General features: G+C 68.6%; 26 protein-coding genes and 1 pseudogene. 18 read left to right on the top strand and 9 right to left on the bottom strand.

Annotation, left to right across the window (positions count from 1 at the left end):
- On the top strand, positions 1-264 hold a 264-nt coding region (locus AB0C20_RS10765; RefSeq protein ID WP_357567787.1), incomplete at its 5' end, for a Scr1 family TA system antitoxin-like transcriptional regulator.
- Positions 261-470, top strand: a complete 210-nt coding sequence (locus AB0C20_RS10770; RefSeq protein ID WP_357567788.1) for a DUF397 domain-containing protein — start codon at positions 261-263, stop codon at positions 468-470. The genes AB0C20_RS10765 and AB0C20_RS10770, both read left to right, overlap by 4 nt.
- Positions 471-662: 192 nt before the next feature.
- Here AB0C20_RS10770 and AB0C20_RS10775 read toward each other — a convergent pair whose 3' ends face one another.
- Together AB0C20_RS10775 and AB0C20_RS10780 are read right to left on the bottom strand one after the other, a co-directional pair.
- Entirely contained in the window at positions 663-1,058 is a 396-nt protein-coding gene (locus tag AB0C20_RS10775; protein ID WP_357567789.1) for a hypothetical protein, read from the bottom strand.
- A 1-nt stretch (position 1,059) separates the two neighbouring features.
- Positions 1,060-2,394 carry a transcriptional regulator gene (locus AB0C20_RS10780; RefSeq protein WP_357567827.1) on the bottom strand — a complete coding sequence of 445 codons (1,335 nt, stop codon included), beginning with the start codon at positions 2,392-2,394 and terminating at the stop codon, positions 1,060-1,062.
- A 375-nt stretch (positions 2,395-2,769) separates the two neighbouring features.
- On the opposite strand from AB0C20_RS10780, the pseudogene AB0C20_RS10785 reads away from it, so the two are divergent.
- The 3 genes and pseudogenes from AB0C20_RS10785 to AB0C20_RS10795 form a co-directional block, all read left to right on the top strand.
- A pseudogene (locus AB0C20_RS10785) lies at positions 2,770-2,986 on the top strand (IS5/IS1182 family transposase); the annotation flags it as partial.
- Between the two features lie 379 nt (positions 2,987-3,365).
- Positions 3,366-4,100: a haloacid dehalogenase-like hydrolase gene (locus AB0C20_RS10790; protein ID WP_357567790.1), complete on the top strand. Its 735-nt coding sequence runs from the start codon at positions 3,366-3,368 to the stop codon at positions 4,098-4,100.
- 359 nt (positions 4,101-4,459) lie between these two features.
- Complete coding sequence (locus AB0C20_RS10795; RefSeq protein ID WP_357567791.1) at positions 4,460-5,170, top strand: creatininase family protein; 711 nt, start codon at positions 4,460-4,462, stop codon at positions 5,168-5,170.
- A 106-nt stretch (positions 5,171-5,276) separates the two neighbouring features.
- On the opposite strand, the gene AB0C20_RS10800 is transcribed toward AB0C20_RS10795, so the two are convergent.
- The 7 genes from AB0C20_RS10800 to AB0C20_RS10830 form a co-directional block, all read right to left on the bottom strand.
- Complete coding sequence (locus AB0C20_RS10800) at positions 5,277-5,735, bottom strand: DUF296 domain-containing protein (protein ID WP_357567792.1); 459 nt, start codon at positions 5,733-5,735, stop codon at positions 5,277-5,279.
- 10 nt (positions 5,736-5,745) lie between these two features.
- A complete protein-coding gene (locus AB0C20_RS10805; protein ID WP_357567793.1) occupies positions 5,746-6,765 on the bottom strand; it encodes an asparaginase in 1,020 nt (339 codons plus the stop codon).
- 72 nt (positions 6,766-6,837) lie between these two features.
- On the bottom strand, positions 6,838-8,358 hold the full coding sequence (locus tag AB0C20_RS10810) for a helix-turn-helix transcriptional regulator (RefSeq protein ID WP_357567794.1): 1,521 nt from the start codon (positions 8,356-8,358) through the stop codon (positions 6,838-6,840).
- Between the two features lie 206 nt (positions 8,359-8,564).
- The gene (locus tag AB0C20_RS10815) at positions 8,565-9,359 is read right to left on the bottom strand and encodes an endonuclease/exonuclease/phosphatase family protein (protein WP_357567795.1); all 795 of its coding nucleotides are present in this window, start codon (positions 9,357-9,359) and stop codon (positions 8,565-8,567) included.
- A gap of 16 nt (positions 9,360-9,375) precedes the next feature.
- Positions 9,376-9,975 (bottom strand): dTMP kinase, encoded by a 600-nt coding sequence (tmk, locus tag AB0C20_RS10820; protein ID WP_357567796.1) that lies wholly within the window; start codon positions 9,973-9,975, stop codon positions 9,376-9,378.
- Position 9,976: 1 nt separating this feature from the next.
- The gene (locus AB0C20_RS10825; RefSeq protein WP_357567797.1) at positions 9,977-10,510 is read right to left on the bottom strand and encodes a hypothetical protein; all 534 of its coding nucleotides are present in this window, start codon (positions 10,508-10,510) and stop codon (positions 9,977-9,979) included.
- The gene (locus AB0C20_RS10830) at positions 10,507-11,487 is read right to left on the bottom strand and encodes an aminoglycoside phosphotransferase (RefSeq protein ID WP_357567798.1); all 981 of its coding nucleotides are present in this window, start codon (positions 11,485-11,487) and stop codon (positions 10,507-10,509) included. The genes AB0C20_RS10825 and AB0C20_RS10830 overlap by 4 nt, the downstream gene beginning before the upstream one ends.
- A 753-nt stretch (positions 11,488-12,240) precedes the next feature.
- Here AB0C20_RS10830 and AB0C20_RS10835 point away from each other — a divergent pair.
- From AB0C20_RS10835 to AB0C20_RS10895, 13 genes are all read left to right on the top strand, one after another.
- Positions 12,241-14,739, top strand: coding sequence for a nitrate- and nitrite sensing domain-containing protein (locus tag AB0C20_RS10835; protein ID WP_357567828.1), 2,499 nt, complete (start codon positions 12,241-12,243; stop codon positions 14,737-14,739).
- Entirely contained in the window at positions 14,736-15,143 is a 408-nt protein-coding gene (locus AB0C20_RS10840; protein ID WP_203147233.1) for a roadblock/LC7 domain-containing protein, read from the top strand. Before AB0C20_RS10835 ends, AB0C20_RS10840 begins: the two co-directional genes overlap by 4 nt.
- Positions 15,144-15,167: 24 nt before the next feature.
- Positions 15,168-15,728 carry a hypothetical protein gene (locus AB0C20_RS10845; protein WP_357567799.1) on the top strand — a complete coding sequence of 187 codons (561 nt, stop codon included), beginning with the start codon at positions 15,168-15,170 and terminating at the stop codon, positions 15,726-15,728.
- On the top strand, positions 15,725-17,053 hold the full coding sequence (locus AB0C20_RS10850) for an ABC transporter substrate-binding protein (protein WP_357567800.1): 1,329 nt from the start codon (positions 15,725-15,727) through the stop codon (positions 17,051-17,053). The genes AB0C20_RS10845 and AB0C20_RS10850 overlap by 4 nt, the downstream gene beginning before the upstream one ends.
- 20 nt (positions 17,054-17,073) lie before the next feature.
- A complete protein-coding gene (locus tag AB0C20_RS10855) occupies positions 17,074-17,892 on the top strand; it encodes a class I SAM-dependent methyltransferase (protein WP_357567801.1) in 819 nt (272 codons plus the stop codon).
- A gap of 24 nt (positions 17,893-17,916) precedes the next feature.
- Positions 17,917-18,795 (top strand): branched-chain amino acid ABC transporter permease, encoded by an 879-nt coding sequence (locus AB0C20_RS10860; RefSeq protein ID WP_357567802.1) that lies wholly within the window; start codon positions 17,917-17,919, stop codon positions 18,793-18,795.
- Positions 18,792-19,781: a branched-chain amino acid ABC transporter permease gene (locus tag AB0C20_RS10865; protein ID WP_357567803.1), complete on the top strand. Its 990-nt coding sequence runs from the start codon at positions 18,792-18,794 to the stop codon at positions 19,779-19,781. Before AB0C20_RS10860 ends, AB0C20_RS10865 begins: the two co-directional genes overlap by 4 nt.
- Positions 19,778-21,289 (top strand): ATP-binding cassette domain-containing protein, encoded by a 1,512-nt coding sequence (locus AB0C20_RS10870; RefSeq protein ID WP_357567804.1) that lies wholly within the window; start codon positions 19,778-19,780, stop codon positions 21,287-21,289. Before AB0C20_RS10865 ends, AB0C20_RS10870 begins: the two co-directional genes overlap by 4 nt.
- 579 nt (positions 21,290-21,868) lie before the next feature.
- Positions 21,869-22,717, top strand: coding sequence for a methyltransferase domain-containing protein (locus AB0C20_RS10875; RefSeq protein ID WP_357567805.1), 849 nt, complete (start codon positions 21,869-21,871; stop codon positions 22,715-22,717).
- Positions 22,718-22,791: 74 nt separating this feature from the next.
- A complete protein-coding gene (locus AB0C20_RS10880) occupies positions 22,792-23,463 on the top strand; it encodes a hypothetical protein (RefSeq protein ID WP_357567806.1) in 672 nt (223 codons plus the stop codon).
- Between the two features lie 404 nt (positions 23,464-23,867).
- Complete coding sequence (locus tag AB0C20_RS10885) at positions 23,868-24,632, top strand: tetratricopeptide repeat protein (protein ID WP_357567807.1); 765 nt, start codon at positions 23,868-23,870, stop codon at positions 24,630-24,632.
- Positions 24,526-25,359: a hypothetical protein gene (locus AB0C20_RS10890; RefSeq protein ID WP_357567808.1), complete on the top strand. Its 834-nt coding sequence runs from the start codon at positions 24,526-24,528 to the stop codon at positions 25,357-25,359. Before AB0C20_RS10885 ends, AB0C20_RS10890 begins: the two co-directional genes overlap by 107 nt.
- A gap of 211 nt (positions 25,360-25,570) precedes the next feature.
- A complete protein-coding gene (locus tag AB0C20_RS10895) occupies positions 25,571-25,831 on the top strand; it encodes a hypothetical protein (RefSeq protein WP_357567809.1) in 261 nt (86 codons plus the stop codon).
- Positions 25,832-25,870 lie beyond the last annotated feature (39 nt).

Below are 25,870 nucleotides of genomic sequence, written 5' to 3' on the forward strand. Positions count from 1 at the left end.
CGGGTACTGCGGCTGACCGCGCGAATCGCTGGCAACGCGGTACCCCGATCTTCGTACTTCAGCTACCGATACCCCGACCCGAGCGATCCAGTGATCGTCGCGGTCGACACCATCACCAGCGACCTCGTTCTCACCGACCCGGACGAAGTTGCCAACTACGCCTCTCTGTATGAGCGCCTGCGATCCGCGGCCCTCAGCCCCGCCGACAGCCTCGACTTCCTCGCCAGCGTGGCGGAGGAACTGCCCGACTACACCAGGAGATGACCATGCCCCCCGAGAAGTTCACCAACTGGCGGAAGTCCAGCCGCTCCGGCGGTGGCGACAACTGCATCGAGGTCGCCGTCGCGCTCGACGGCACCGTGGGGATGCGGGACTCGAAGGACCAGACGGGACCAGTGCTGGGGTTCACCCGGGGTGAGTGGACGGCGTTCACCAACGGCATCCGCGACGGTGAGTTTGACGCACACTGAGCTGCTGTCTCGTCGGCGCACCCGGCTTTCCGGGCGCGCCGCGCTGACCTCGGCCGACATGAGTGTCACCGCTTGCATGCGCTGATCATGCTGGTCTATGTGCCCCGCCCGCCGACCTCGCGCTGACTCAGAAGCATCCGGACGGCGGGCATGGGAGTGAGAAGTGCGCGCTCCTGTCGACTTGTCTTTCGCTCAGCGCGTCGAGACGAGCGTCTGCTCGATGTGTTCGAAGATGTCCGAGTCCGTCTCTCGCTGCCACTCCGGCATGTCTGACCAGTCGGCCACGTAGGAAGCCTTCGGGTTCGGAAAGTGCTTGAATATCTGAGCAATCCAGCACAGGGCAACGAAGCGTCCTTTTTGTTCACGGGTCAGCCTCGCCGTCGCGCCGTCGGCTGCCTCGATGAACTGGCGGACCTGCTCATACACCGCAGCGGCACTCACCCGTTCCCATCCGGGCGTGTCTTCCCAGGGCGTGACGTAGCCCGGTTTCGGTTCTCCCGGGTAGTGCTTACGAACTCCCGTAATCCATGCCTCGCGGAACACGCGCCCCGGTTCTTCGACCTGCACGCTGGTCCTCCCTCTGGTCATGTCAGTTCCCTGCCTTTATCAGAGCACTGATCTGGCTGTTGAGATGCCGCACGTGCGTGTCGGCAAGGAACGGCTGCAAGTGATGGTGTAGTTGGTTTAGTTTGGAGCCGACTACGCCCGAGCCGCTTTGGCGGGCAGTATCGAGGGCGGCGCTGCCGTAGAGCACGATCTGGTGTACGTCGCTACGGTGAACTCCGACCAAGGCGAGGTCCGTCAGAACGGTTCCGCGTCGTCGTGTGGAGAGGCTTTGCGACAGAGCGCCGGACAGCACCGGCTCGGCCAGGTCTGGGCGCCTCAACTCGACGTAGCAGGCTCCGCGTTCCTCGGCGAGCCGGGAGCCGTCGAAGCGCAACCATCCGCTGTTGTGCACCTGGCCGGGCAGGTGGTTGACCTCTTCGGCTTGGTCGAGCGCCCGCCGGCATCCGCCGAGGTCGCCGAGGCCCGCGAGAGCCTGTGCCCGCACGGTGTGTGCCCAGTGCCGGGTCGACAGCGCGCTGTCGCCGTTCTGGGCCAGGCCGGCGGCAACGTCCAGCATCGGTGCGGCGTGCCGAAAGTCGCGCTCGTAGACGCTGATGAAGGCGTGCCGGATCATCGCGCATGCCCAGAGGTCGTAGGCAGCGGCTTCTCGGGCGGCGGTCGCTGCCAGGGTGTAGCAGTGCGCGGCCTCGCTGTACGCGTTCGCGTCAAAGGCGACCTCGCCGGCAAGCTGGAGCAGGTCGGCGGTGATCCCGCAAAGCCTGCGGTGTACGGGTGTCGTGTGGAGGCGACGTAGGTTCGCCGTGAGCGTCGTCAGCTGACGGTTGACCAGCGGTGATACTGCTGCCTTGGACTCGGCTGCGCCGAAGGCCGCCCACAGCTGGGCGTTCAGCCCCTCGTACTCGTCGAGGGTTGCTGGGTCGAGTCGCTTGTTCCCGTCACTGGAGGATTCGATGCGCGCCCAGTCGAGCTGGCTGCCCGGAACGGGCGCGGCCAACAGCGCACCTGTCAGGCTCAGCAGGCGTAGCAACTCGCGGCGGTTCATGTCGCCAGTGTCCGTGATCTCCCTGCCGGTCAGCGACTCGCCAGCGTGATCATCCTCGAGGGTGGGCATCGCGCCAGGGGGCATCTGGTGCGCAACGGGATCAGAATGGCGTTGGCCACGGGTGATGTAGAAGCCGAGGTCAGCGTCCCGTGATGCCTTTAGCACCGCACGGAATGCCTCCCGGGTTGTGGGCTTGGGCCAGCGGTGTTCGCCTCGCTCAAGCTTTCCGACGTGGTTGGCGTCCATGCTGGTTCTCGTGCCGTAGGTGCCCCACAGGTAGCTGTTGACTGCCTCGGCGACTTCCTGCCGGGACATCCGTCGGCCTGAACCGCTCGGGGACAGAAGCCGGCGGCGGGCGTCGCTGAGCAGGGTGTTGGGGCCATCTGGCGCACCCGACTTCAGTGCCAACCCATCACCGCCCCGTCGAAACTTGCTGGCAGTCCTGTCGGGCGGCCCTGCAAGATCGCTGCCACCCTCATCCCGGGTCTGCTGGACCTCGGCCTGCGTTCTGCCGAACAGGACGATCCGGCGGTCCGGTTTGCCGGAATGCCACGCCAGCATGCCAGCGTGACTGCCTGATCACAAGACGAACTACCAACGGAACCTCAGGCTGACCGCAACCGTCCGGGTGGCCTGCTCGCCCCTGACAAACGCGGCAGTGCCACCAAGGGCTGCCGCAACCAAACGGGTCTGTCCACCCAGGGCACCGACGCCGCAGAGAAGATCGTTGGCCGCAAACGCGGCATCATCAACGGCACCCACGGCCTGCTCCTCGCCGTCACCGTCACCGCCGCCAGCGCCAGCGCCAGCGGCATGGACCTACTCGACCAGGCCACCACGCCTACCTGACCTTGGCCAAGACCTGGGTCGACGCCGGAAGCAAGAACCGGTCGTCGAACACGGCGCCGACGTCCCTAGCCTCGCCATGCAGGCGGCCCTAAACGACGCGCTCAAGCTAGCCGACCAGGACGTCCGCTCCCGATTTGCACAGATCCTTCGCTCCCCACCGATGAGAGTCGACGATCATCCTGGTGCTTCAGCACGCGGTCGTTACGCCACGGTGACCCCGCTTCACCGGGGCGGTGGATCGTAGGCGGTGTTGTGAAGGTGGCGATGGTCGCGTCGTTGGATTCCATGCAGGGGCTACGCCGGGCGCTCCTGTATCAGGTAGCGGTAACCATCTACCGACGTCACCGCGAGGGCGAACCCGGCGTATCGCGCATATGGGGGCAGTAAGCACCGTCGTCGCCGCGAGGACATTGCGCTGGACGTGCGACGATCCTGCAATGAACCACAGCAGCGCCGGCTTGGTCATCTGGGACGTTGACGGGACGCTCATCCCTGCGGACTTGCGCTGGCTGACGCGTGCGATCGCTCGGGCGTACGGCATCGCGCAGTCCCAGGTTGTCTTCCCTGACAAGAAGGTGCATGGGTATACGGACGAGTCGATCGCCGTCGACACGGCGATCGCTTCGGGCGTGGACCTGTCAGCCGCAGAGGCGGGTATACCCACCTTCCGGCAGGCCATTGCCGCAGTTATGCAGGAGGGTCGGCAGGAGTTGGCTGAGGTCCAGCCGCCGTATCCAGGTGCTGCGGCGAGCATCGCGGAGTTGCACAAGCGTGGCTTCGTTCAGACCGTGCTGACCGGCAATCTGCGTTCGGCCGCCGAGGTGAAGCTGGACGTGGCGGGCTTGGATGAGTTTCTTGATCTTCGCATCGGCGGGTTCGGATCGGACGCTCGAGATCGCTTTCAGCTACCGGCGGTCGTAGCTCAGCGCTACTCCGCGATCTACGGTGATCCGCTCGATTCTGCGCGAGTGATCGTCATCGGGGATGCGCCCAACGATATCGCTTGCGCACGTCACGCCGGCTTCCGTGTCGCTGTCGTCGCTCACCGAGTTGGGTGCCAAGAGCTGGCATTCTACGAACCTGACCTGGTACTCGACAGTCTCGACCCACCGACGGTGGTGGCAGCCGCCAGTTCGCTGTTGAGTTCGGGCGGGTCGCCGGCTGCCTGCTAGGCGATCATCTGTGTCACGCCTCGTTTCGCGATGACATCCTCGACACCCTGCGAGAGCGAGAGCGGGCTACATCATCGTAGGGATGCGCGCGTCCGCTCGTTGCGGTGAGTCGCGTCGCTACCGCTGGCTGCGGTCATGCCACCCGTCGTCAGGGCTTCTGACCGGACTCGTAGACCGGCGCGGTGCCATGCGTCCACGCACAGCACCTCCGACAGGTCCGCCGGGACGAGCTGACGTACCTCGGCATTGTTGGCCGGCAGAAGATTGCGATGTTGGGGAGTGCGGAGTCTGAAGGGCCTACCCGGGAGATTGCTGCGGCGGGCGGACGAGGCCGTCGCCGGTCGTGGCAGGCTGTCCGGGTGGCCTTTCTGCTTCCGATCGCGACGTCTGGCGACGAGCGTGTCCGTGCTGCGCGGACGGCGGTGTTGCCGGTGGGCAGCTTTGAGCAGCACGGCGATTTCCTGCCCTTGATCACGGACACGGTCGTTGCGTGTCTGGTGGCTAGGCGCGTTGCTGAGGACTATCCGGTGTTCTTGCTTCCTCCGCTGACGATTTCGTGTTCCCACGAGCATGCGGGGTTCGCCGGGACGGTGAGTATTAGTGCCCGCACGTTGCTTGCGGTGATCGAGGATGTTGACGAGTCCCTGCGGGCGTCGGGCGTGGAGAAATTGGTGATTGTGAACGGGCACGGCGGGAATTACGTCCTTCGTAACGCTGTTCAGCAGGCCACGACGGTTCGGCGGCGGATGGCATTGTTCCCTGCCGCTGAGGACTGGAGCACCGCGCGGGTCGAGGCGGGGTGTGAGGCCACTTCTCATGACGACATGCATGGTGGGGAGCTTGAGGTCTCCTTGCTGCTGCACGGGGCGCCGCAGCTACTGCGCGAGGGATACCAGGCGGCTGACCATTTGGCGGATGACCGGCCTGATTTGCTCACGGTTGGGATGCGTGCGTACACGTCGTCCGGGACTATTGGGCGGCCGTCGATGGGCAGCGCGGCCAAGGGTGCGGCGGTGCTGGACAGCCTGTCTCGGTCGTTCGCCCGATTGCATGAACTGCTGGAGGGGTGAAGCGGTCGTCGACGCGCCGTCCTGGGTCACGTCACCGATGCGCTGCCACACCCTCTGATCAGGTACGTCAAATAGGTTTTCGTTACGCCGCCGCGATCGATCGTCTTCAGGGGAACTGTAGGAGTGGCACTCCGTAGAGATCGGCTTGACGGACGCGCGTCATCGTTGGCTGGACAATCTCCACGATGATCATTTCGGTGAGGAATTGAACGGTCGCGGCGAGCAGATGGCTGGTGTGGGCGGTGGCGCTGTGAGCTTTCAAGCCGACGGTGAGGTGGATATGCGGCTCGATGGTGTCGGTGTCGAGGTTGTAGGCGAGGGTGCCGCCGCCGAGGGCCTCGATATTGGTCAGGTGGACTTTGGTCCACACGGGGGCGTCGGGGTTGTCGAGGCGTTCGCAGGTGCCAACGATGTCCGCGGTGGCGAGGCCCGCAATAAACGTAGGGATGTAGCCCTGGCGGATGTCATGGGTGCGGCAGGTGCGGTCGAGGGCGTCGTAGAAGTCTTCCCCGTGGTCGAAGACGGCGACGATGGTACGTCCGGGGACGACTTCGCGGCTGCGCAAGAGGGCTCCTTCAGACGGTCGGGGCGTTGGTGGCCGGCTGCTGCGGCCATGGCCACGGCTCGCCGGGGTAGGCCACGGCGCGAAAGGCCGCTGCCGTTTCGTGGGCGGTGGCGCCTGCGGCAAGGGTGAGATGAAGCAGGATCCGGGCCTTGTAGGGGTCGAGGAAGCCTGCAGGAATGAGTCCGCGTTCGGTGAGATCCCGCTCGGAGCCCGGGAAGCCGTAGGTTCTGGTGAGCACAGGTCCCGCACCGATGCGGGAGGCGAGGACCACGGGGATCTGCTGGGCGAGCGCAGTGAGAGTGGAGACCCAGGTGTCCGGGACGTGCCCGACGCCGAAGCCAGCGATGACGAGGCCGTCAAAGTGGGCTGCCGTTGCGGACAGGTAAGTCGCGTCGTCGCCGACTGTGGCGGTGTAGAGGCCTACCCGCGGCTGGCGTACGGGTGTCGGTACAGCGTGGCGGGGGGTGGTGCGGCTGATGAAGCGGGGTTCGCCTTCCACGACGTAGCCGAGTGGGCCGCCGTTGGGTGAGGTGAACGCCTGAGTGCTGACGGAGTGCGTTTTCCGGACACGGTCGGCGGCGTGGATCTCGTCGGCCATGACGACGAGAGCGCCCCGGTCTCGGGCATGAGGGCTGGCAGCGACCCTGGTGGCGGCGAGGAGGTTGGCGGGCCCGTCTGGACCGGCGAGGGTGGGGTTGCGCATGGCACCGGTGACGACGATGGGCTGCGGTCCGGTGTGCAGGAGATGCAGGTAGTAGGCGGTTTCTTCGAGGGTGTCCGTGCCCTGGGTGATGATGATGCCGGCGGTGCCTGCGGCGGCCTGGTGGACGCTCCGGGCCAGGTCAGCCAGGTCGGCGAATGTCAGGGAGGCGCCGGGGCGGCTACGGAAGTTGACGACGTCGACCGCGATGCCGGTATCGGCAAGGCCGGGCACAGCGGCTACAAGATCACCGGCGGTCAGTGCGGGGACGACGCCGCCGCCCTCTGAGGTGGTCATGGCGATAGTGCCGCCAAGCCCGAAGACCGTCACCCGCGGCGATACTCGCTTCCCCGATGACAATGTTCTGGCCTCCCGACGGCGACGATCATTGCTGTCGGAAGACTAGTCGGTCAATGCAGCGGCGTCGGCGAGGTAGCGGCAGGCGCGGTCGATGCCGGCGGTAGACAGATGTCGGCTGCGGGGTTGCACAACGGCGGCGCACCCCTGGTCGGCGAGGTCTCGGCAACGACTGGCGAGCGTCTCCCAGTTCAGATCCAGGTATTCGGCCAGGACACGCAGGCGTGCGGGCGGAGACGCCGCGGCGATAACCGACCGGCCGCTGGCGTGGTTGATGGCCGCGCCGTACTGGCGCACGGTGCGGTGGTCGTCGGTGACGTCGACGTGCCAGATGCCTTGGGCGCCGACCCAGTTGGCGAGCACCGCGTGACGGTCGCTATCAGTCACGAAGCCGGGTGTGCCTGCGTACTCCGGCTCGTCGGTGATGACGACTTCGATTCCGTATGACTCCATCAGGGTCACCGCCAACAGCAGGAGGATCCGCTCGCCGCGAGGGGAGGCGTCGACTGCCGCGCGAGGGATGCAGAACGCGCGGATGATGCGGTGACTTCCGGCGCGCGCGGCGGTGAGGTCCAGATACCTCTGCTTATGGGCGAACAGCAGCCAGGTGCTGGCTTCCTCGCCACGCTGTTCGCGGGTCCAGTAGGCCGGGGTCGAGGTGAGGGCGTCGGCGTGTCGGTGGATGTGTCCGGCGCAGAAAACCGACCCAAGCCACATCCTGCCGACGTCGCTGAGATCCGCGGCAAGATCGTGGCTGACAGCGGATCGGCTCATCTGCTCGTAGGAGGCCAGTTCAGCGGTGGCCTGCTCAATACGCGCATCGTCGGCCAGCAGCGCTTCGTCAAGGTTCGCCACAGCCCACAACAGTGCGAGGACCAGTTCGTCGAGCTGGTATGCCTGCGGGATGACGAGCCGCGCGTCAGGGGCCGCCGGGGCGAGGCGTTGGCGGGCGTGACGGGCGTCCAAGCCGAACAGTTGGGCACCCTGATCGGTTTCGATCCGCCCTACTACCAGACTCCGTCGCGGCGTGCGCAAGAGCCGATCGTCGCAGTAGCCGGCCGGTACCGCCGCGAGAACTCGGCCGTCCTCGGCCACAGCAGGATGAACGTAGGCCGGTATCGCCAGTCCAGGGAAGAACCTGCCGGCAGGTGCCCACAGGTCAACGACGTACGTCTGGGGGGCAAGATCGCCATTTGCTGCCTGGGGCGCGAGCAAGGAGAGCGCCGTTGGCACGGGTGTTTCTGTGCGCGTGGCGAACGTAGCCCCGCGTGCCCGTCCACCGTCGAGATGTCCTGCGGTGCTGCGCGTTACCAATACTCGAAGCCGGTCGTACTCCGCTGCGAGCACACCGCCGGTATGCAGGATTTCGTCGCACCGAACCCAGAAGTCTCGGCCGATGCTCTGGCGACCGCGCTCCACGTTCGCGATCGTGCTGCGGCCGTAGTGCGTCAGCGGTGCCAGCGTCTCTTGCGTGTAGCCGGCGGACTTGCGCGCCTCGGCGAGTCTTCTGCCGAGGGCAGCCCGGGATTGGGCGAGCTCCGGCGGCGGGGCAACGGACACGATCACGCTCCGAGGAAGACGAGCGGGACAGCTAAGAAGACCATGGGCATTGAGGTGACCTAACGTCACGACTCTAGCTGGATTCCGTAAAGAAACGTGCCAGGGAAGTCCGGGTTCACGAGACGCAGCCCGCCTTCCGCTCTGCTCCATATCCGCAGCAGGCGGGAAGCAGACTCGGCGGGACCGCAGGCATTATTCGAGGCCGACACTGTTCAGAACAGTGCTGACACGGCAGTAGTTAACCGCTCGGCAACGGCGTGCGGCGTGACGTTGAGGCAGGCGGTGAGTGCCGCATGGTCGGTGAGCATCGCCTGGCGGGGCTGGTGTAGGTAGGTGCTGGACACCACCGTAGGCATGAGCGCGGCGCCGGCGTGGAGATAGTCGAAGCGGTAGCCGCTGCCGTTTCTACCGATCCAGCTGTACGCCTGCACGTCCGGGTGCAGGGTCCGGTGGACGTCGGCGAGCCCAAGTGCGTCGAGGGCGTTGAGGAACTCGTACTCGAAGGATTGGAAGCCGGGGTAGCGGGGTTGGTGGTCGCGGCTGATGACGTTGTAGTCCCCGCTGACGACCAGGTGTGCGCAGTCGTCGGCTGATAGCCGAGTAACGGCGTCGCTGGCGGTGGTGAGGAAGGCTCGTTTCTTGGCGAGTTTGGCTGGCGCTCGGTCGCTGGAGGGGACGTAGAGGCCGAGGATCGTGACGTCGGGGTGGGTGTCGAGGGTGACGGCGGGGGCGCGGCCGGGCAGGCTGATTCCGGCGTTGAGGTCTGGGGCGGGCCGGGTCGGGATGCGGCTGGCGATAGCGCAGCCGCGGTCGCCGTCGAGTGAGGGCTGGTGGGTGACGGACATCCCGGCCGCGCGAAGGCCGGTGAGTAGATGCCGGGTGCCGGGTCCGTTGCTGGTTTCGGTCAGGATGACCAGGTGGTCGTCGCGCTGGAGTAGCCAGGGCAGCAGGTTCTGCGCGCGTGCGAGCGCGGCGGCCTGCACGTTGATCGTCAGGATGGACAGCACGGCGGAGCCTCGCTGGTCAGGGGCCGTCGGCGGGTAGCAGGCCGAGGATAGTGTCCACGACCTGCTCGGGGGTGAGGCCGTGGCAGACGACGACGTGTTGGCGCCACTGCTGCCGGTGCAGATGGGTTGCGGCATCGCGGTAGAGCGCGAGCTCCTTCTCGGGTGAACAGGCGCGTTGGAGACGGGTCAGGTGCGGTCGGGCGGCGAGTCGGGCGCGGATGACGTCGGGGTCGTCTTCGAGGTAGATGACGGTGGCGGGCAGGACATAGCGGTTGTAGGACCAAATCTCGGCGAGGTCGAGGCCGTCAATGCGTTGTAGGACTAGCGACGACGCGACGTACCGATTGGTGACGACGTGGAAACCGTCGTCGAGGCGAGGGATGATCTCGCTCTCGATATGTGCGGCGCGGTCGGCGGCGAGGGCGAGGGCGAGGGCTTTGCCGTGGAGGAAGTCCTCCTGCCGGCACAGGAGCTGGCCCAGCGGGGTGCGAGTCGGCTCCGCGGTGAGGTGCACACCGGCGGGGCCGAGACCGGCGATACAGTCGGCGAGGAGTCGGGCGACGGTGCTCTTGCCAACTCCGTTGGGACCTTCGATGGCGATGAACAGGCTGATCACCTCACGCCGGCGGCGAGCGGAAGCAGGCTGCGGCCGCCTGATTCGGTGACGGGCACTGTTTGCTGTCGACGTCACCAATACGCCCGCCTGACGCGACGACCGCTGCGGGACAGCTCTTTCCGCACTGCCCGCTTCGCGTGCAGGAGCCGCAGGTCCGGTTGCCGCCGGGCTGGTAGCGGGTGTGGAAATCGTACCGGCTAGGCCCGGGCGTGAGGTCCGTGTCGAGGATGCTGCCAACCGGGAACTCGGTGTCGTGGTGTTGGGAGGCGGGCGTGCGGGCGGCGAACACTAGGTACGGGCGGATCGCAACCTGCCCGTCGACGAAGACGAAGATCAGCTCGTCGGCGTCGCAGCCTCCTAGCGGCAGCTCGTCATCGGGAAAGCGGGTCCGGACGAGGTGGAGTTTGTCCGCGAAGCGACCGGTCACGACGCGATTGGCATTCATCTGCACCAGCGCTTTGCGGCCGTCCGCCGCCCACGGACGTGTGCGGCAGTAGCAGGACGAGGCGCGGGTGTCGACGACGAGGCGCTTCACGAGGATCTTCCTGCGGTAGGTGATGGGCAGTTGGTGCTGATGAGCGGCGGTGCTCCGAGTAGGTCCACCGCGGCTCGGAGTTGCCGGAGGACGACTTGGGTATGGTGCCGATCGGCGGAAGCTTGGTAGTGGCCAGCGGCGGCGGTAGTGAGCATCCAGCAGGCTGCCCACACCCGGTGCCAGCCCAGCGCCCATCGGGCAGCGGGAAGCCCGCCCCGGTCAGCTTCCGCGTCGGGATTGCCGCCTGCGGCGACGTAGGCGTGAATGAGTCTGGTGAGGAGTCGCGGTTCGGTAGGTGTACGGGTGCCGAACCAGGTGGCCAAGTCGAGTAGGCCCGGTCCGGTAAATGCCTTGGCCCAGTCGATGAGGCGGCACCCGACGCGGCTGACGTGCAGCGACGTGCGGTGGAACTCGCCGTGGCACAGCCCGAACGGTGATCGCTCGGCACCGTCGGCCCTGTGTCGTGCGGCGGCAGCGAGTCGCTGCAGCGCCACCTCGATCCCTGCCGCGTCGTGGGTGAAGCGCCCTTGCCGACGGAGCTCGTTCAACGCGTCGAGTCCTTGCTCTGGCAGCCGCGCAAGGCCCGCTTCGTCGAAGGTCGGGAGGTTGGGGAGGCCAGCAGTGGCGTGAACCCACCGGGCCGCGGCGGCAGCCTCCGCGAACGTCGCGGTCCGGCTCGGCTCGCCAAGGTCTTCGATCAGCATGCCCAGACCGTCGGGGCGCATCGTGTAGCCGTTCAGCAGCGGGACCGGGGCTTGCTGGTTGTGGAGCGCACGAAGGACGGTCGCTTCGTCGGTGAACGGTGCGGTGGCGAGCTTGCAGATCAGGCTGCTGTCATCGGAAAAGACCCAGCGTTCTACCGAGGACAGCTCGCACGTCTGGATGATGTGTCGTCGCGTCGGTACTCGTCGGGATGCGGCGAGCAGGTCGCCTCGGAGCTGGGTGAGGATGCGCTCGTCGAGCATCGCGCTTTTCACCGCGCGCCTGCGTGTAGCGCACGCGCGGTGGCTATTACAAGCAGAGTGAGGGCGACGTCGAGGCGCGCCGCAGTGCTGACTGGCTCCCGAGGTGGTGCAGCGCGTTCAAAGTCGCGGACGTGTGGCAGTGACCGATAGAGCACCGCCGCCATGGATGAGCTGGCCATGGTGCATGCCCTCCCAAGGGGTAGTGGATACAGCGGATCGCGTTGCCGCATCGCAGCTGCGGTCCCTCATCGTCTGTTGAGTGCACGGGGCGGCGACTCGAACATCAAATGCCGTTGCTGGCGCTGTCGATAAGGGTTGTCGTCAATCTCCGACAATCCACTGACATTCATCTTCCACGGATGTTGCTGGCGCCGGGAATGTCGGCGGATTGTCAGAACCGCTTGGCAGGGCTAGCCGACATTGATCGCTTTCGTCTTAGGTCGCTCTATGCCGGCGTCATCGCCGCTGCTGCGCTGTACCCACCAGCCAGCGATACCAACTCACCGAGGGAAGGTTCGCCGTGCCTGTTGCCAGGAGGTTCATGCCTCTGCTGATCACGCCGCTGGTGGCGCATTTGGCCATCGCGCCGCAGCTGCTGGTATCGACCGGCCGGCAACTCTCCGCCGGCATGCCCGTCAACGAGCAGGCGCTTGCTACGGCGACCGGGCGGCGCTCGCCGCGCGACGCGGTGTGGAGCGGGCGTGGCTGCGGGACCGCATCCAAGGACAGCCGGGCGGCGGTGTGAGCGCGTCCAGTAGCGGTGCGATGCGGGTCTCACGGGTCAGAGTGGGCCGCCGGTTGGCGGATATGTCGGTGCGGTGGAAGGCCGCGCTGATCGTGCTGCCGACTGTGCTGGTCGCGATGGTGTCGGCGGGTTTCGGACTGTGGTCCTCTGTGGGAGAAGCCGGGGCCGCTGAGGGGGCCGGGGACTTGTTCTCCGTCGGTGCGTCGGCGACCGAGGTAACTCAGCGACTGCAGGCGGAGCGGATTACCGCAGTGGGTCTGCTGCTGCCGGGGTCAAAGGTGACGCCAGCGGATTTCGAGCGGGCCGTGCAGCGCGCCGATGAGGCGATCTCCCGATTCCGGGTACTGCGAGGAGAACTCAAAGACCCGCCCGGGGGTGTGCGCGCTGTCCTGGCCCGCGCTGACGCCGGGTTGGCGGACGTGCAGGCGCAGCGGCAGCGGGTGCGCGGAGACGGCCCGGCGGCGCTGTCCGCCGTGGCATTTGGGTACCGGGTCGTTCTCGCTGATCTCGGTGATCTGCTGTCGGCGGTGGCGCAGAGCGGTGTCGAACCGCAGTTGGCGGATGAGATGCGGGCGTCGGCGGCGGTGTCGCGGGCCCGTGAGGCGGTGGGTCAGCAGCAGGTGGCGGTGTTGCAGGCCGTGGCGGCGCGCCGGTTGACCCCGGCGCTGCACGCGGAGATTGTGGCCGCCCGGTCCGGCCAGGACGAGGCGCTGCGCGAGTTCGACGCCTTGGCGCGCCCGTCATGGAAGGCGCGGTTAGGGCGGACGTTGACCGGCGCGGACGTCCTCGCTGCGGTGCGCCTAGACGGGCTGGTCTCCGGCACCGGCGTGTATGAGCCGGTGCGGCTTCCGGGCGGCGCCGAGCAATGGAGCCGGGTGATGACCACTCGGGCGGACCTGTTGGCCCAGGTGCAGGCAGCGGTGAACGCTGACATCGCGGCTGCTGCTGATGACCTGTGGATGGACCAGGTCCGCGCGGCGGCGGTGCAAGCCGCGGTCGGGCTGCTGATGTTGCTGGTCGCTGCGGTGACGGCGGTGCGGGTGGCCCGTTCGTTGGTTGCACAGTTGTCGTCGCTGGAGCAGGGCGCGCGCCGCGTCGCGGACGTGGAACTGCCAGCCTTGGTGGCGCGGTTACGGGCGACATCGGATCCGGCGGCGGCACAGCGGCTGGCCCACGACACCGGTGGAGTGGCGGTGCCCGTTGTCGGCCACGACGAGGTCGGGCAGGTCGCGAACGCGTTCAACCTGGTGTTGGGCGCGGCGGTAGACGCGGCAGTGGGGCAGGCACGGGGACGCGCCTTAGTCAGCGCCATGATCACCTCTGTCGGCCGGCGAGTGCAGGCGCTGACCGATCAACTGCTCGGTAGCATCGATCGTCTTGAGCGTGATGAGGAAGACCCGGATCGGTTGGCGAGGGTGTTCGCCGCTGACCAGCAGGCGACCCGGCTGCGCCGCTTTGGGGCGAATCTCCTGATCGTTGCCGGTGGTGGCCCCGGCCAGTCACAGCCGCATCCGGTGGTGCTCGCGGACTTGGTCAACGCCGCTCTGTCGGAGATCGAGGGCTTCGTCCGAATCACGATGGAGCAGCTGGTCGAGGTCGAGGTCGATGCCCGTGCGGTTGACGCGGTGAAGTCGATTCTCGCGGAGCTGCTGGACAACGCGACCCGGTTCTCTGCCGTGCAGGTGCGGGTGTTCGCGGGGTGGTCGGGGCATGACGTGCAAATCCTGGTTACCGATTCCGGTCTCGGGATGGGGGTTGAGCAACTCGCTCGCGCCAACGCGCTGTTGGCGAGTCCGGAGATGGAGGTTGCGGTCACTGACCAGATGGGCTTGGTCGTGATTTCCCGGCTGGCGGCCGAGTTCGGGGTGCGGGTACGCCTAGGTGCTACCCAGCCGACCGGCGTCACCGCCGAGGTCATAGTGCCGGCCGAATACGTCACCCGGGTGCACGTACGCGAGATCGTCGTACCGAGCCAGATCCAACGCCCGACGCGGCCGGCTCCCGCGCCGGCCGCTCATCCGGTCGCGGCGCCGTGGACGGGGACTGGCTGGACCGGTCCGACCAGGCAGACCCCGTTGGTGCCGGCGCCACCAGCACCCCCGCAAACGGACGCGACGATGGAGCTGCCGCCCGTGCCCCGCCAGCGGGGCCCGATGTCATTGCCGGTCGGCGCGCCGCGACCGCCCGATCCACCGATGTTTCAGGCGATGGCAGCCCAGTCGCCATGGCTGTGGCCGCCTGGCAGCGACGAGCGTGGCTTCAGCACCGATGCCGACGCGGGCTGGCAAGCGGCGGCGTCCGCCGCCGAACCAGCAACCGATGGACGCACTCCCTCCGGTCTGCCTAAACGTCGTCCCCAGGCGCACGTCGTCCCCGGTGGCCTCCCGGCGCAGCGGACCCCCTCGGAGCCTCACGTGCAGATCGACCCGGCGGCGATCCGGGCGCAGGTCGCCGGCACGATGCGCGGCCTGCGAGCCGCGCCGTCCACCCCTCCCCTCTCGACAGGAGAACGCCGATGAGCCTCGCCACTACTGCTCGAAATGCGCAGCTGTCCACCGTTCTGAACAATCTGGCCAACCAGATACCCGCAGTGGCTCACGTCGTCGCGGTATCCGGCGACGGCCTGCTGCTGGCCAGCACCGATGCTCTAGACACCGACCGCGGTGACCAACTCGCGGCGATCGTGTCCGGCCTGGTCAGTCTGGCGCGCGGGGCCACCGACCTGCTGCAGACCGGCGGCGTGCACTTCCAGATGCTGACGATGCGAGACGGGATCCTCGTCGTGCAGCAGGTGCCTGACGGGTCGTCTCTGGCGGCGCTCGCTCGCAACGACTGCGACCCGTCCCAGGTCGCCTACGAGCTGGCCACCATGGCGACGCGCATCGGCGACGCGGTCAGGCCAGGGCCGCGAACTGCCGGCTGAGCCGGCGTGCGGGCGGCGATGAGCATGAGCGCGGACTCGGGCGTGATCGGACGTGCCGCCCCGACGGTCAAGGTGCTGGTGACCGGCGGCGCGGGTGTGGGCAAGTCCTGCTTCCTGCGGGCCGCTCAGCGTGGCCGCTCGACGCTACCCGGCCAGCCGGGAGAGGTCGGAGAGATCGGTTACGCAACCCTGTCCACCGGCGCCACCGTCATCCTGCACGTGACGCCGGAGCTGCGGCGCTGGTGGTGGATGTGGGACCACCTCGCTCTCGGCGCCACCAGCGCGGTCGTGCTGGTCGACACCACCCGCCTGCCGGTGTCCTATCCGGCGATGGACTACCTCGACGCCCGTGACCTGCCGTACCTGGTCGCGATCAACCGGCCGCTCGGCGGCACTCGCAACCGCCGCGAGATCCGCGATGCCCTACAGGTCAGCGCGCAGGTGCCGGTCCTGACCTGCGACGCCACGGAACCCGCCTCCGTCCTGGCCGTCCTGCACCGCTCGGCCAGCTCTGTCGTACCACCCCAGCACCACGCACGGCCCTCGCCCCATCCCCTCCGAACGGAAGGACGTCGACTCTCGTGACTCCTCAACCAACCGGCCGCCGGCACCATCGCTGGCGAACGGCGACCGCCGCCATCGCTGCCACCACCCTGCTCGCTGTCGCCGGCTGCGCCGGATCGAGTCTCAGCGACGCGGACACCACCGCCACCGAGATCCGCATCGGCTTGATCGTGCCGAAGAGTGGGCCCTACAAGGCAATCGGTGACGACCAAGCCGCGGGGTGGCGGCTGGCCTTGGACAAGCTGGGCGGCAAGCTCGGCGGTCGACCCGTACGGGTGATCGAGGCCGACGAGGGCGACGGCAGGGCCACCGCCCTCGCGTCGGCGCGCAAGCTCATCGAGCAGGATAAAGTCCTCGCCCTCGTCGGCGGGGGGACCGCCGAAACCGTGCAGACCTTGTACCCGCTGCTGAACGAGTCCAAGGTGCCGCTGATCGGCATGGGTGGGCGGCCCTCCACGATCGCCGATCCCACCTACCTGTGGTCGACATCGTGGCTGAGCCAGGAGACCGGCGCGTCGATCGCCGGCTACCTGCGCACGACGATCGGCAACGGGCGGGTGTGGGTGATCGGCCCGGACTACATCGGCGGCCGTGATCAGATCGGTGGCTTCGTCACCGCCTTCCGCAAGGCGGGTGGGCAGTTGGCGAACCCGGGCGGGGAGCCGACGTGGACGCCGTGGGCGCCGGCGCCGACGACCGAGTTCTCCCCGTACCTGACGAAGATCAAGGAGGCCAAGCCGGCGGCCGTCTACACCTTCTACGCCGGCGGCTCCGCGATCGAGTTCGTCAAGCAGTACCGCCAGTACGGCATCACCACGCCGCTGTACGCCTCGGGCTTCCTCACCGAAGGCGCGCCACTGGCGGCGTTGAAGGAGCAGGCCAAGGGCATCTACACCACGCTCAATTACTCGTCGACGCTGGACAACGCGGCCAACCGTGACTTCGTGCGCCGGTTCACCTCGGCCAACGACGGGAAGCTGCCGAACCTTTACCACGTCTGCGCGTGGGACGCGGCGCTCGTGTTGGACAGGGCCATCGCCGAAGCGCTCGCTCAGCCCGACGCACCCGCGACCACACCCACCGGCACCGCACCGGCCCCCGGCAACGCGGCGAGCAGCAGCCCGACCGCGTCGAACGCCGCGAGTGCGGCGGCCAGCGGGCTGACCTCGCAGACGCTCACGGCGGCGCTGCCGCGGGTGGGGTCGATTGATTCGCCTCGGGGCGCATGGCAGTTCGGGCCGACGAACCACACCCCTGTGCAGGCGTACTACCTGCGGGAAGTGGCCCAGGACGGGCAGGTGTGGGTCAACCGCACCGTGCAGACGCTCACCACCCTCGGCTCCTGACACCGGAAGGCACAGACACCATGACCACGACCGCAACCGGCGAGCAGCAGGCCGGGTACATGTTCGACAACGCCACCACTGAGGCCGCCAACCAGCTGCGTCACCTCGCTGAGATCCTCGACGCTGGCACCCGCCGGACCCTGTTCGAGCTTGGGGTCGGGCCGGGCTGGAAGGTCACGGAGATCGGCGCCGGGGCGGGCACGCTGACGACCTGGCTGGCCGACCAGGTCGCCCCGGACGGGCACGTCACCGCCGTGGACCTCGACCCCCGCTACATCCCTGAGGGTCCCAATGTCACGGTCCGGGCCGGCGACATCCGCGAGATCGAACTGCCCGCGGGGTCGCAGCAGGCGATCGTCGCCCGTCTGGTGCTGATGCACCTGCCTGAGCGGGAGCAGGTCCTCGCCGACCTGACGCGTGCTCTCGTCCCGGGCGGCGCGGTGGTGGTGGCGGACTGGGACTGCACCTGGCGCGACATGATCCGCCGTAGCCCCAGCCCTCGGGCGACCGAGCTGATCGAGCGGTTCCAGGGCGCCCTGCTCGCCTACGGCGAGTCTCGCGGCGCGGACATGGGCTGGGCGCAGCGGGTGCCGGAGGTGATGCTGCGCCTCGGCCTGGTCGCTGTCGAGAGCCGCATCGAGTCCCGCTCGTGGCGCGGCGGCACCGGCATCTGCCGGCTGCACCACTCCAACTCGATCCAGCGCGAAGCCGAACTGGTCGCCGCCGGCATGAGCCGCGATGACCTGGCCGAGCTGCGGCAGGTGCTGATGGACCCGCAGCTGATGCTGTCGGGCTACCTGATGCACACCACCATCGGCCGGCGCCTCGCCTCCGCCTGACCTGCGTTCGGAAGGAGGAGTGCCGTGGGCCTGAGCGGGCTGGTGAACCCCTACACGATCACCGCGCTGGACGGGGTCGCGTACGGACTGCTGCTGTTCGTCATCGCGGCCGGACTCACGCTGATCTTCGGCGTGGCCGGGGTGTTCTCGATGGCCCACGGCACCCTCTACCTCGCTGGCGCGTACCTCGCCTGGCACCTCGCCGACGGCGGCTCGGCCGGCCTCGGCCTGGCCCTCGCCGCCGCGGTCCTGGTCGGCGCGCTCGGGGGAGCGGGCCTCGCCGCCGCCGTGCGCCCCCTCACGGACCGCCCGCTGGACCAGGTGCTCGCCACCCTCGGGGTGGCGTACATCGCCGCCGACCAGTTCAGCACCGTCTTCGGCGCCGAACCGCGCTCCGTCGACCCACCCCACGCACTCGCCGGGTCGGTCAGCCTCGGCGACTACCAGTACCCGCTCTACCGGCTGGGGTTCATCGCGGTCGCCGCCCTGATCGTGGTGCTGCTGATCTGGCTCGTCGAGCGTTCCCGCGCCGGAGCGGTCGTGCGAGCCGTGGTCGCCGACCCCGACATGGCCGCCGCCACCGGACTACGCACCCGCACGACCCGGGCCGCCGTGCTGGTCGGCGGGGGAGTCCTCGCGGTCACCGCCGGCGTGCTCGGCGCCCCGGTCATCGGCCCGGCCCCCGGCGTGGACACCACGATCCTGGTCTACTCCCTGATCGTCTGCGTCGTCGGCGGCCTCGGCAGCATCCGCGGCGCCCTGCTCGCCGCCCTCGGCGTCGGCCAAACCCTCACCCTCGGCGTCGCCCTCGTCCCCGGTGCCGCCGCGTTTGTCCTTGCCGCCGCGATGCTGATCGCGCTCACCATCCGACACCGCCCCTCGCTTGCAGGACGGCCCGCGTGACCACCACCCTCACACCCGCCCCCAACACCGCCACGACCGAACGCCTAACCGTCAGCCGGACGGCGCGCCTGGTACCCATCGCCCCCGGGATCGTCGTCGCGGCGGCAGTGGCGCTGCCATGGATGGTCAACGCCTACGTCGTCTCGCTTGCCGCCACCGCCCTGCTCATGGCGGTACTCGCGATGAGCGCGCAGCTGCTGGTAGGGCTGGCCGGGCAACCACCCCTCGGGCAGGCCGCGTACCTCGTCGTCGGCGCGTATACCGCCGCCACGCTCGCCACGCTTACCAACCTTGGCCCGGTCCACCTGCTCGCGGCGAGCGCCGCCGGGGCGATCGCCGCCGCTGTGACCGGCCTGCTGGCGGTGCGGGTCCGGGCCACCACCTTTCTCATGGTCACGTTCGGTATCGGTGAACTCGTGCACGCCGCCGCCGGCCAGTGGGCTTTGGGCGGCAGCGAAGGCACCCACACCGGGGCGGTGGTCGCGCTGCCCGGCCTGCCGCCGATGGTCCGGCCCGGCTGGGTGTACCTGTACGTCCTCGCGTGCACCTTGATCATCGGCACCGCCGTCATCCTTCTCACCCGCACTCGCTTCGCCCTGCTCCTGCGCGGCATCGCCGCCCACGAGCCCCGCGTGCAAGCCGCCGGCCACCACACCAGCCGACTCCTCCTCGCCGCCTACACCCTCGCCGGTGCGATCGCTGGCGCGGCCGGCGCGCTGCTCATTGCGGTGACCCGATACGTCTCGCCCGCCGACGCCGCCATGGGCGTATCCGCGATCGCCCTCGCCGCCGCGCTGATCGGGTCCGGCAGCATGATCGGCGCCTGCGCCGCCGCGATCCTCCTGGTGGCCGCCCGGGACTGGGCCGGTGGCCTACTCAGCGGCCACGGCATCACCCTGCTCGGCGTTTGCTTCCTCGCCCTGGCCTACCTGCCCCGGCATCGGCTGGCCGGCCTCATCACCCGACGCGATCGGGAGCGGACATGAGCACACCGCTGCTGCGACTGGACACCGTCAGCCGCGCCTACGGCGCCCGTCGAGTCGTCGACGAGGTCAGCCTCGACCTGTACGCCGGGGCCCGGCATGCGCTCATCGGACCCAACGGCGCCGGCAAGAGCACCCTGCTGCACCTGATCGCCGGCACCCTGCGGCCCACGTCGGGGCGCATCCACTACGCCGGAAACGACATCCACCGCTGGCCCGCCCACCGCCGCGCCCGCGCCGGAATCGCACGCACCTGGCAGCATCCCGCTCTCGCCCGCCCGCTGACCGTTGCGCAGAACGTTCTACTCGCCGTGCCCGGGCAGCACCTGGCCGCGCTGCGCCTGCGGCCTCGCGCGTCGGCGGCGGCCCTGGACACGTTGGACCGGGTCGGGCTGGCCGAGCGCGCCCAGTGGCCCACCAGCCAGCTCTCGTACGGCGACCAACGCCGTCTCGAAGTCGCCGTCGCCCTGGCCGCCCAGCCCCGACTGCTCTTGCTCGACGAACCCTCCGCCGGCCTCGCCAGCACCGAGGTCACCCGCCTTGCCGAGCTGATCAGCGCATTGCCCACAGAGATCGCCGTTCTGCTGGTCGATCACAACCTCGATCTCGTCGCTGCGGTCGCCGACACCGTCACCGTCCTGCACCACGGCCAACACCTCACCACCGGCACCCCCAAAGAGGTGCGCGCCCACCCGGACGTGCGCCGCGTTTACCTCGCTGAGGCCGATCCCGCCGACCACGGGCCCACAACGCCCGGCGTTACCACCGGCCCACCCGCAGACGCGCCGCCGGTCCTGCGGGTGCGCAACCTGCGAGCCGGGCATCACGGCGCGCCTGTGCTCACCGGCGTCAGCCTCGATGTGCAGGCCGGGAGGGTGAGCGCCGTGGTCGGCCGCAACGGCGCCGGCAAGACCACTTTGATCAACACCATCGCTGGCCTGCACCCCGCGCTGTCGGGTACTGAAATCGTCCTCAACGACCGGCTGGTGACTGGCCTTTCTGCCCGCCGCCGCTGCCGCGCCGGCGTCGGCCTCGTTCCGCAAGGACGCCGCCTGTTCGCCGGCCTCACCGTCGCCGAGCACCTCGCGCTGCCCCGACCGCATCCCGGCCGCCCCCGCAGCATCACCGCACGGCAGATCCTCGACCTGTTTCCCGCGCTGGGCGAGCGTCGTCACCACCGGCCCCACCAACTCTCCGGCGGCGAACAGCAGATGCTCGCCTTGGCCCGCGCCCTGCTCGCCGGGCCGCAGGTGCTGCTCCTCGACGAACCCTCCGAGGGCCTCGCTCCTGCCGTCGTCGGCCAGCTCGCCGCGATCATCACCGGCCTTGCTGCGACCGGCAGTGCTGTCCTGCTCGCCGAGCAGAACCTTGCCCTCGCTCTCGACATCGCGCACGACGTCGCCGTCCTCGACCGGGGCACCATCGCCCTGCACGCCCCCGCAGCCGAGCTGCGCGCCAATCCCACCCGCCTGCACGACGTGCTCGCCGTTCCCGCGGGATCCCCACGATGACCGCCGACGCCGCCCTTCGCAGCCCGGCCAAGCGACCTCCGCGCCTCGCTTGTACCCCTGCACCTGGCAGGTCCGGCCCCATCAGGTGCAGGGCCGCCGTCCGAGCATCCACCGCGGGCGGCGGTGGGTGGTTGGCGTCGCCGACCCGAACGGCGCCGCCGACCACCCCACCCACCTTTAAGCGAGCAAGGGCGGTGACAACGTGAACGACGACGACACCAGCCTCTGGCTGCTCACCGACCTGGCAGCTGCACCACCTGCCGAGGTCTCCTCCAGCCCTACGCCGCCGCCCCGCGTCGCCGCTTTTATGTCTGCTTCTGCCCTGGGGCTCTGTACGACGCGGAGCATCTGGAAGCACTCGTCGTCGGCTTCGCCGCCGCCTACGACCGGCGCACCGCGGCCACCCGGCCACTCATTACTTACCAGCGATGGCAGGAGTCCACCCGAGCCGACCTACGCCAACACCTGATCCGGCTTGTCGATCAGGCCCTCGTCCACAGCCCCGAGTCCGTCGAGCTGCGCTGGACCCACAGCGGCATCCGCGTTCTCGCGAACCAGGGTTGAACCTAGGAGGAACCGATGACGTCCACCCAACAACGCAACCAGATAAGCAGCAGCACGCCGCCCCGAGACCTCACAAAGGTGTTCGACCCGATCACGACACGTGAATTCGCGCGCATCGGAGTCCGGACCGGGCAGCGAGCGCTCGATGTCGGCGCTGGAGCTGGTTCGCTCACGCGTCACCTCGCCGGCCTGGTCGGATCGTCGGGTCGCGTCGTCGCCCTAGACGACGACGCGAAACTGCTCGACCCCACCGCGATCGTCCACGTCTACGAACGCGACCTGCACCACGGGCTGCAAATACCCGCCGAAACCGCGCCGTTCGACCTGATCAATGCGCGCTGCGCGCTGGCGCCGCTTGCCAACCGAACCGACCTGCTCGACGAGATGATCTCCGTACTGAAGCCGGGCGGATGGCTGGTCCTCGGCGACATCGTCTACGCCCAGATGTGGGTGCACCGCGCTCCCTCCCCCGAAGACGCGGAACTACTCGCCACCGTTGTGCACCGCGTTCTCGACGTCCTCGCCAGCCAGGGCGTCGACCTGCACTGGGGCGACAGGGCAGCTTCCCTGCTGCTGCACGCCGGGATGAACCACGTGCACGCCCGCACCACCGCCAGCACCTGGACCGGCGGCGGCCCCGGCTGCCAGCTCTACGCCGACAACGTCCTCCAACTGGCCGACCAACTGCTGGTCGACGGCGCGACGGAAGAAGACCTGGACCGCTTTTCCGAGCTGATGGCCGACCCGATGGTGGTGCTGCGCTCCTACCAGTTCACCTCCACCATCGCCCAAGCCCCGCCCACTAGCGCGCCGGGCCAGGACGGAACCCATCGGCTGGCTGCCACTTCAGGCCCACCGACGTGAGCAGCACTTGACCGGCGCCTCGTGCCTCACCGCACAGTCCCCGCCAGCCCTTCGACGAACGCAAGGGAACAACCATGCACCTCACCATGCCCCGGGCACCGCAACCGGCGCGAGGGCTCCACCAGATGCCCACTCGGAGGGCAATCGACCACGCCGCCGCGCGGCAGACGCTGGGTGATCTCCATGACGCCTACCAGTGGGCGGTCTACGCCCACACGCTCGCCCACCGCACCAATCACCCCGCGGAGCGCCTCGACGCGGCGGCGATGCTGGCACCCCTGGCCGCGCTGACCGGACACGCCGACCAGGCCGTCACCGCCTACCGCGACTTGGTCGACCTCGCCACCGCCGAACTCGGCCACGGCCACGAGCGGACCCTGTACGCCCGCGCCGGCATGGCCCAGGCACACCACCGCGTCGGCCGCTGTGAAAGGGCAATCCGAGACCTCGCAGACGTCTACACCACTGCCGCACAACGGCACGGACCCGAAGCGCCGGTCAGCCTGAAAACGCTTACACAACTCGCGTGCCTCTACCGCGACTGCGGATGGCGCGACATCGCCCATCGCTGCCTCACCGTCGCCACGACCATCGCCGCCCGCTACCTGCCCAAAGGCGATCCACATCGCGCCCGCATCACGGACATCGCTGCGACGCCCGCCAGTGAAAACCACCGCGCCGTCTGCACCCAAGCAATCCCCTCATGGCCAGCACTGACTGGCTTGCCAACCGCGAGAACCACCTGATCAGGAAAGGGACAAGCTATGCCGTCGCGGAGCACGCCGGTTACCCCATGGACGCCTGCGTTCGTTGCCGACGCGGTCGCCGCGACGCTCAAGCGTGCCGTCGAGCACGACCTACACCATGCGATCAGCGAGGTGGCCCGCGAGCGTGGCCTGTCATCCGCCACGATCGACGAGTGGGTGGCGCGAGCCCGCGCGGTGCCAGCCGCCCCCGTCCCGCCGGGCCTGGTGACCTGCCATGACTGCGACCACCCGATGATCCTGGTGCAGCTGCCCGGGCGCCAGCCGGTCTACCTGTGCATGCCCGCCTGCGGACGCGCACCCCTGCCAGCGCAAGCGCTGCGCGACACGGTCGCCCAAGCCGTGCTGCACCGCGCCCCTCACCTCGTACCTCCGGGCAAGATTCAATGCGCTGCCGCGTACGCACCCGGAGGCATCCACCGCGTCGCGGTCGGAGCCGGGTCCACCGACCTGCATATCACGTGGCGATCCGAGCCCCGACAGCTCGTCGGACCCCGGATGTCCATGGCACAACGGCTCACCTACGTCCGGGCACGCGCCGATCACGGCGACCACGCACGCGCGATCGAAGCGCTGCAGACCGGCCTGCTGCACACCGATCCCACCGACGACCTGCCCCCGCCCTGGACGTCGCCACCGCCAACGCTGCCGCCCTGCTCGCAGAACTCACCCTCACGAACGACGATCCCAGCGCCGCACTGCCCTGGGCCCGGTGGGCTTGCCGCTCCCTGCGGCGGCTGCGCGGCGCCACGTCACCGGAGGCACGTGGCGCCCTCAAGGTCCTGGCCATCGCGTACCGCCGTACCGGCAAACTCCCCGAAGCCGCCGACTGCTGCCGCGATCTCATCCGCCACCACACCCTCGCCGACGGTCCCCGGGCATTGCCCACCCTCGCCGCCCAAGCGACCCTCGCCCTCGTCCTTTATCAAGACGGGCACTGCGCCCAAGCGCGTCAACTCCTCGCCCGAGCCACCGCCGAGCACCGCGCCGCGCACCCAGGTCACCGCGACGGCCCGCGCCTGCGCCAAGAACTAGCCCGCATGCGTGCCAACTGCGTCGACCAACGCCACGGCCACCCGGCCGGAATCGACGACCCGCCACACGACTTCGCGGCGGCATCACCGATGGGAGCTCAACACCATGATTCATAGCACTAGCCGCGCTGACCAGAACATCAACACCGAGGCGCCGATCGGCGGACAGCAGTGGCACGCAGCGGCACAAGCAACACTCACGCGACTACTGACCGACCAACTCGAGCGGGTCAACGTCAGCACCGGGCACCGAGTCTTAGACCTCACTGGCGCGGCCGACATCGCGCACGTCTCCCGCCTGGTCGGCGCGAGCGGACAGGTCACCGCCGTCGACGCTTCAACCGGGACGGATTCACCTGCTGATCCACGGGGCTACGACATCGTGCTCGCCCACCGTCAGCCAGACCATCTCGGCGCGCTGGCACCGGTGATTGCGCTGCTCCGCTCCGGGGGCTGGCTTATCCTCGCCGGCACCATCGTCGCCCCGCCGGTCGTTTACACCGCTGTCCCAGGTGGCACCACCGTCATCGACCAGGTTATCCGGGCGATCCATGCACTCACTCGGTCTCCGGCGGCCTGTCCGTCGGCCGACGCCACCATTGGGCTGCTCGTTGCCCTGGGCATGGACCAGGTGTGCGCCACCACGCACACCGAGACCAGCCGCGGAGGCGGACCCGGATGCGCCCTCTACCGCCACACCGCCCGGCACCTGCGGGATCAGCTCACCGGCACCGTCGGGTTCACCAGCGCCGAACTCGACCAGTTCGACCGACTCATGCTGGACCCGGGGGTCCTGCTACGCGTCGGCAGCAACGTCACCCTCCACGCCCGCATGGCCACCTGATGCTGCCTTCCCCGAAGCCGGCAACCACGCACGCTCGTCGGCATAACGCCGAGTGGGTCGCGGTCACCATCGGCTCACCGGCCAACGCCTCCGACCAGCCGATCCATGGGACGCCCGTGGCGGCCGACACGTCGCTCACTGACAGCAGCCCGTCCCATGCGGCAGGCCAATCTGACTAGGCGGTGAGCAATTGGGCTCGGACGGTGTATCGATGGTGGGAAAGCGGCGCTGCATCTACACGGCGCTGCTTGAGGATCCCACTCGTACTTGGACGGTGCGTGAGCTGGCCGCCACGGTGGATGCCCCTTCAGATGGCACCAATCGTCCTTCAGAGGGCACCGTCCGCGACACCTTCAATGTGCTGCTCGCCGACGGACACCTGCGGCAGGTGCCACACCGGCGCTCCCTGACGGCCGTGCTCACCGTCCGCGGCCAACAGGTACTGACCAACCTGCTCCGCAGCGCCACCTAGCCCTACATGCCAACGGAAACAGACCGGGCGGCGGCCGCG

This window comes from Micromonospora sp. NPDC048843, from assembly GCF_040649965.1.
Taxonomy (GTDB): Bacteria; Actinomycetota; Actinomycetes; order Mycobacteriales; family Micromonosporaceae; genus Micromonospora; species Micromonospora hortensis.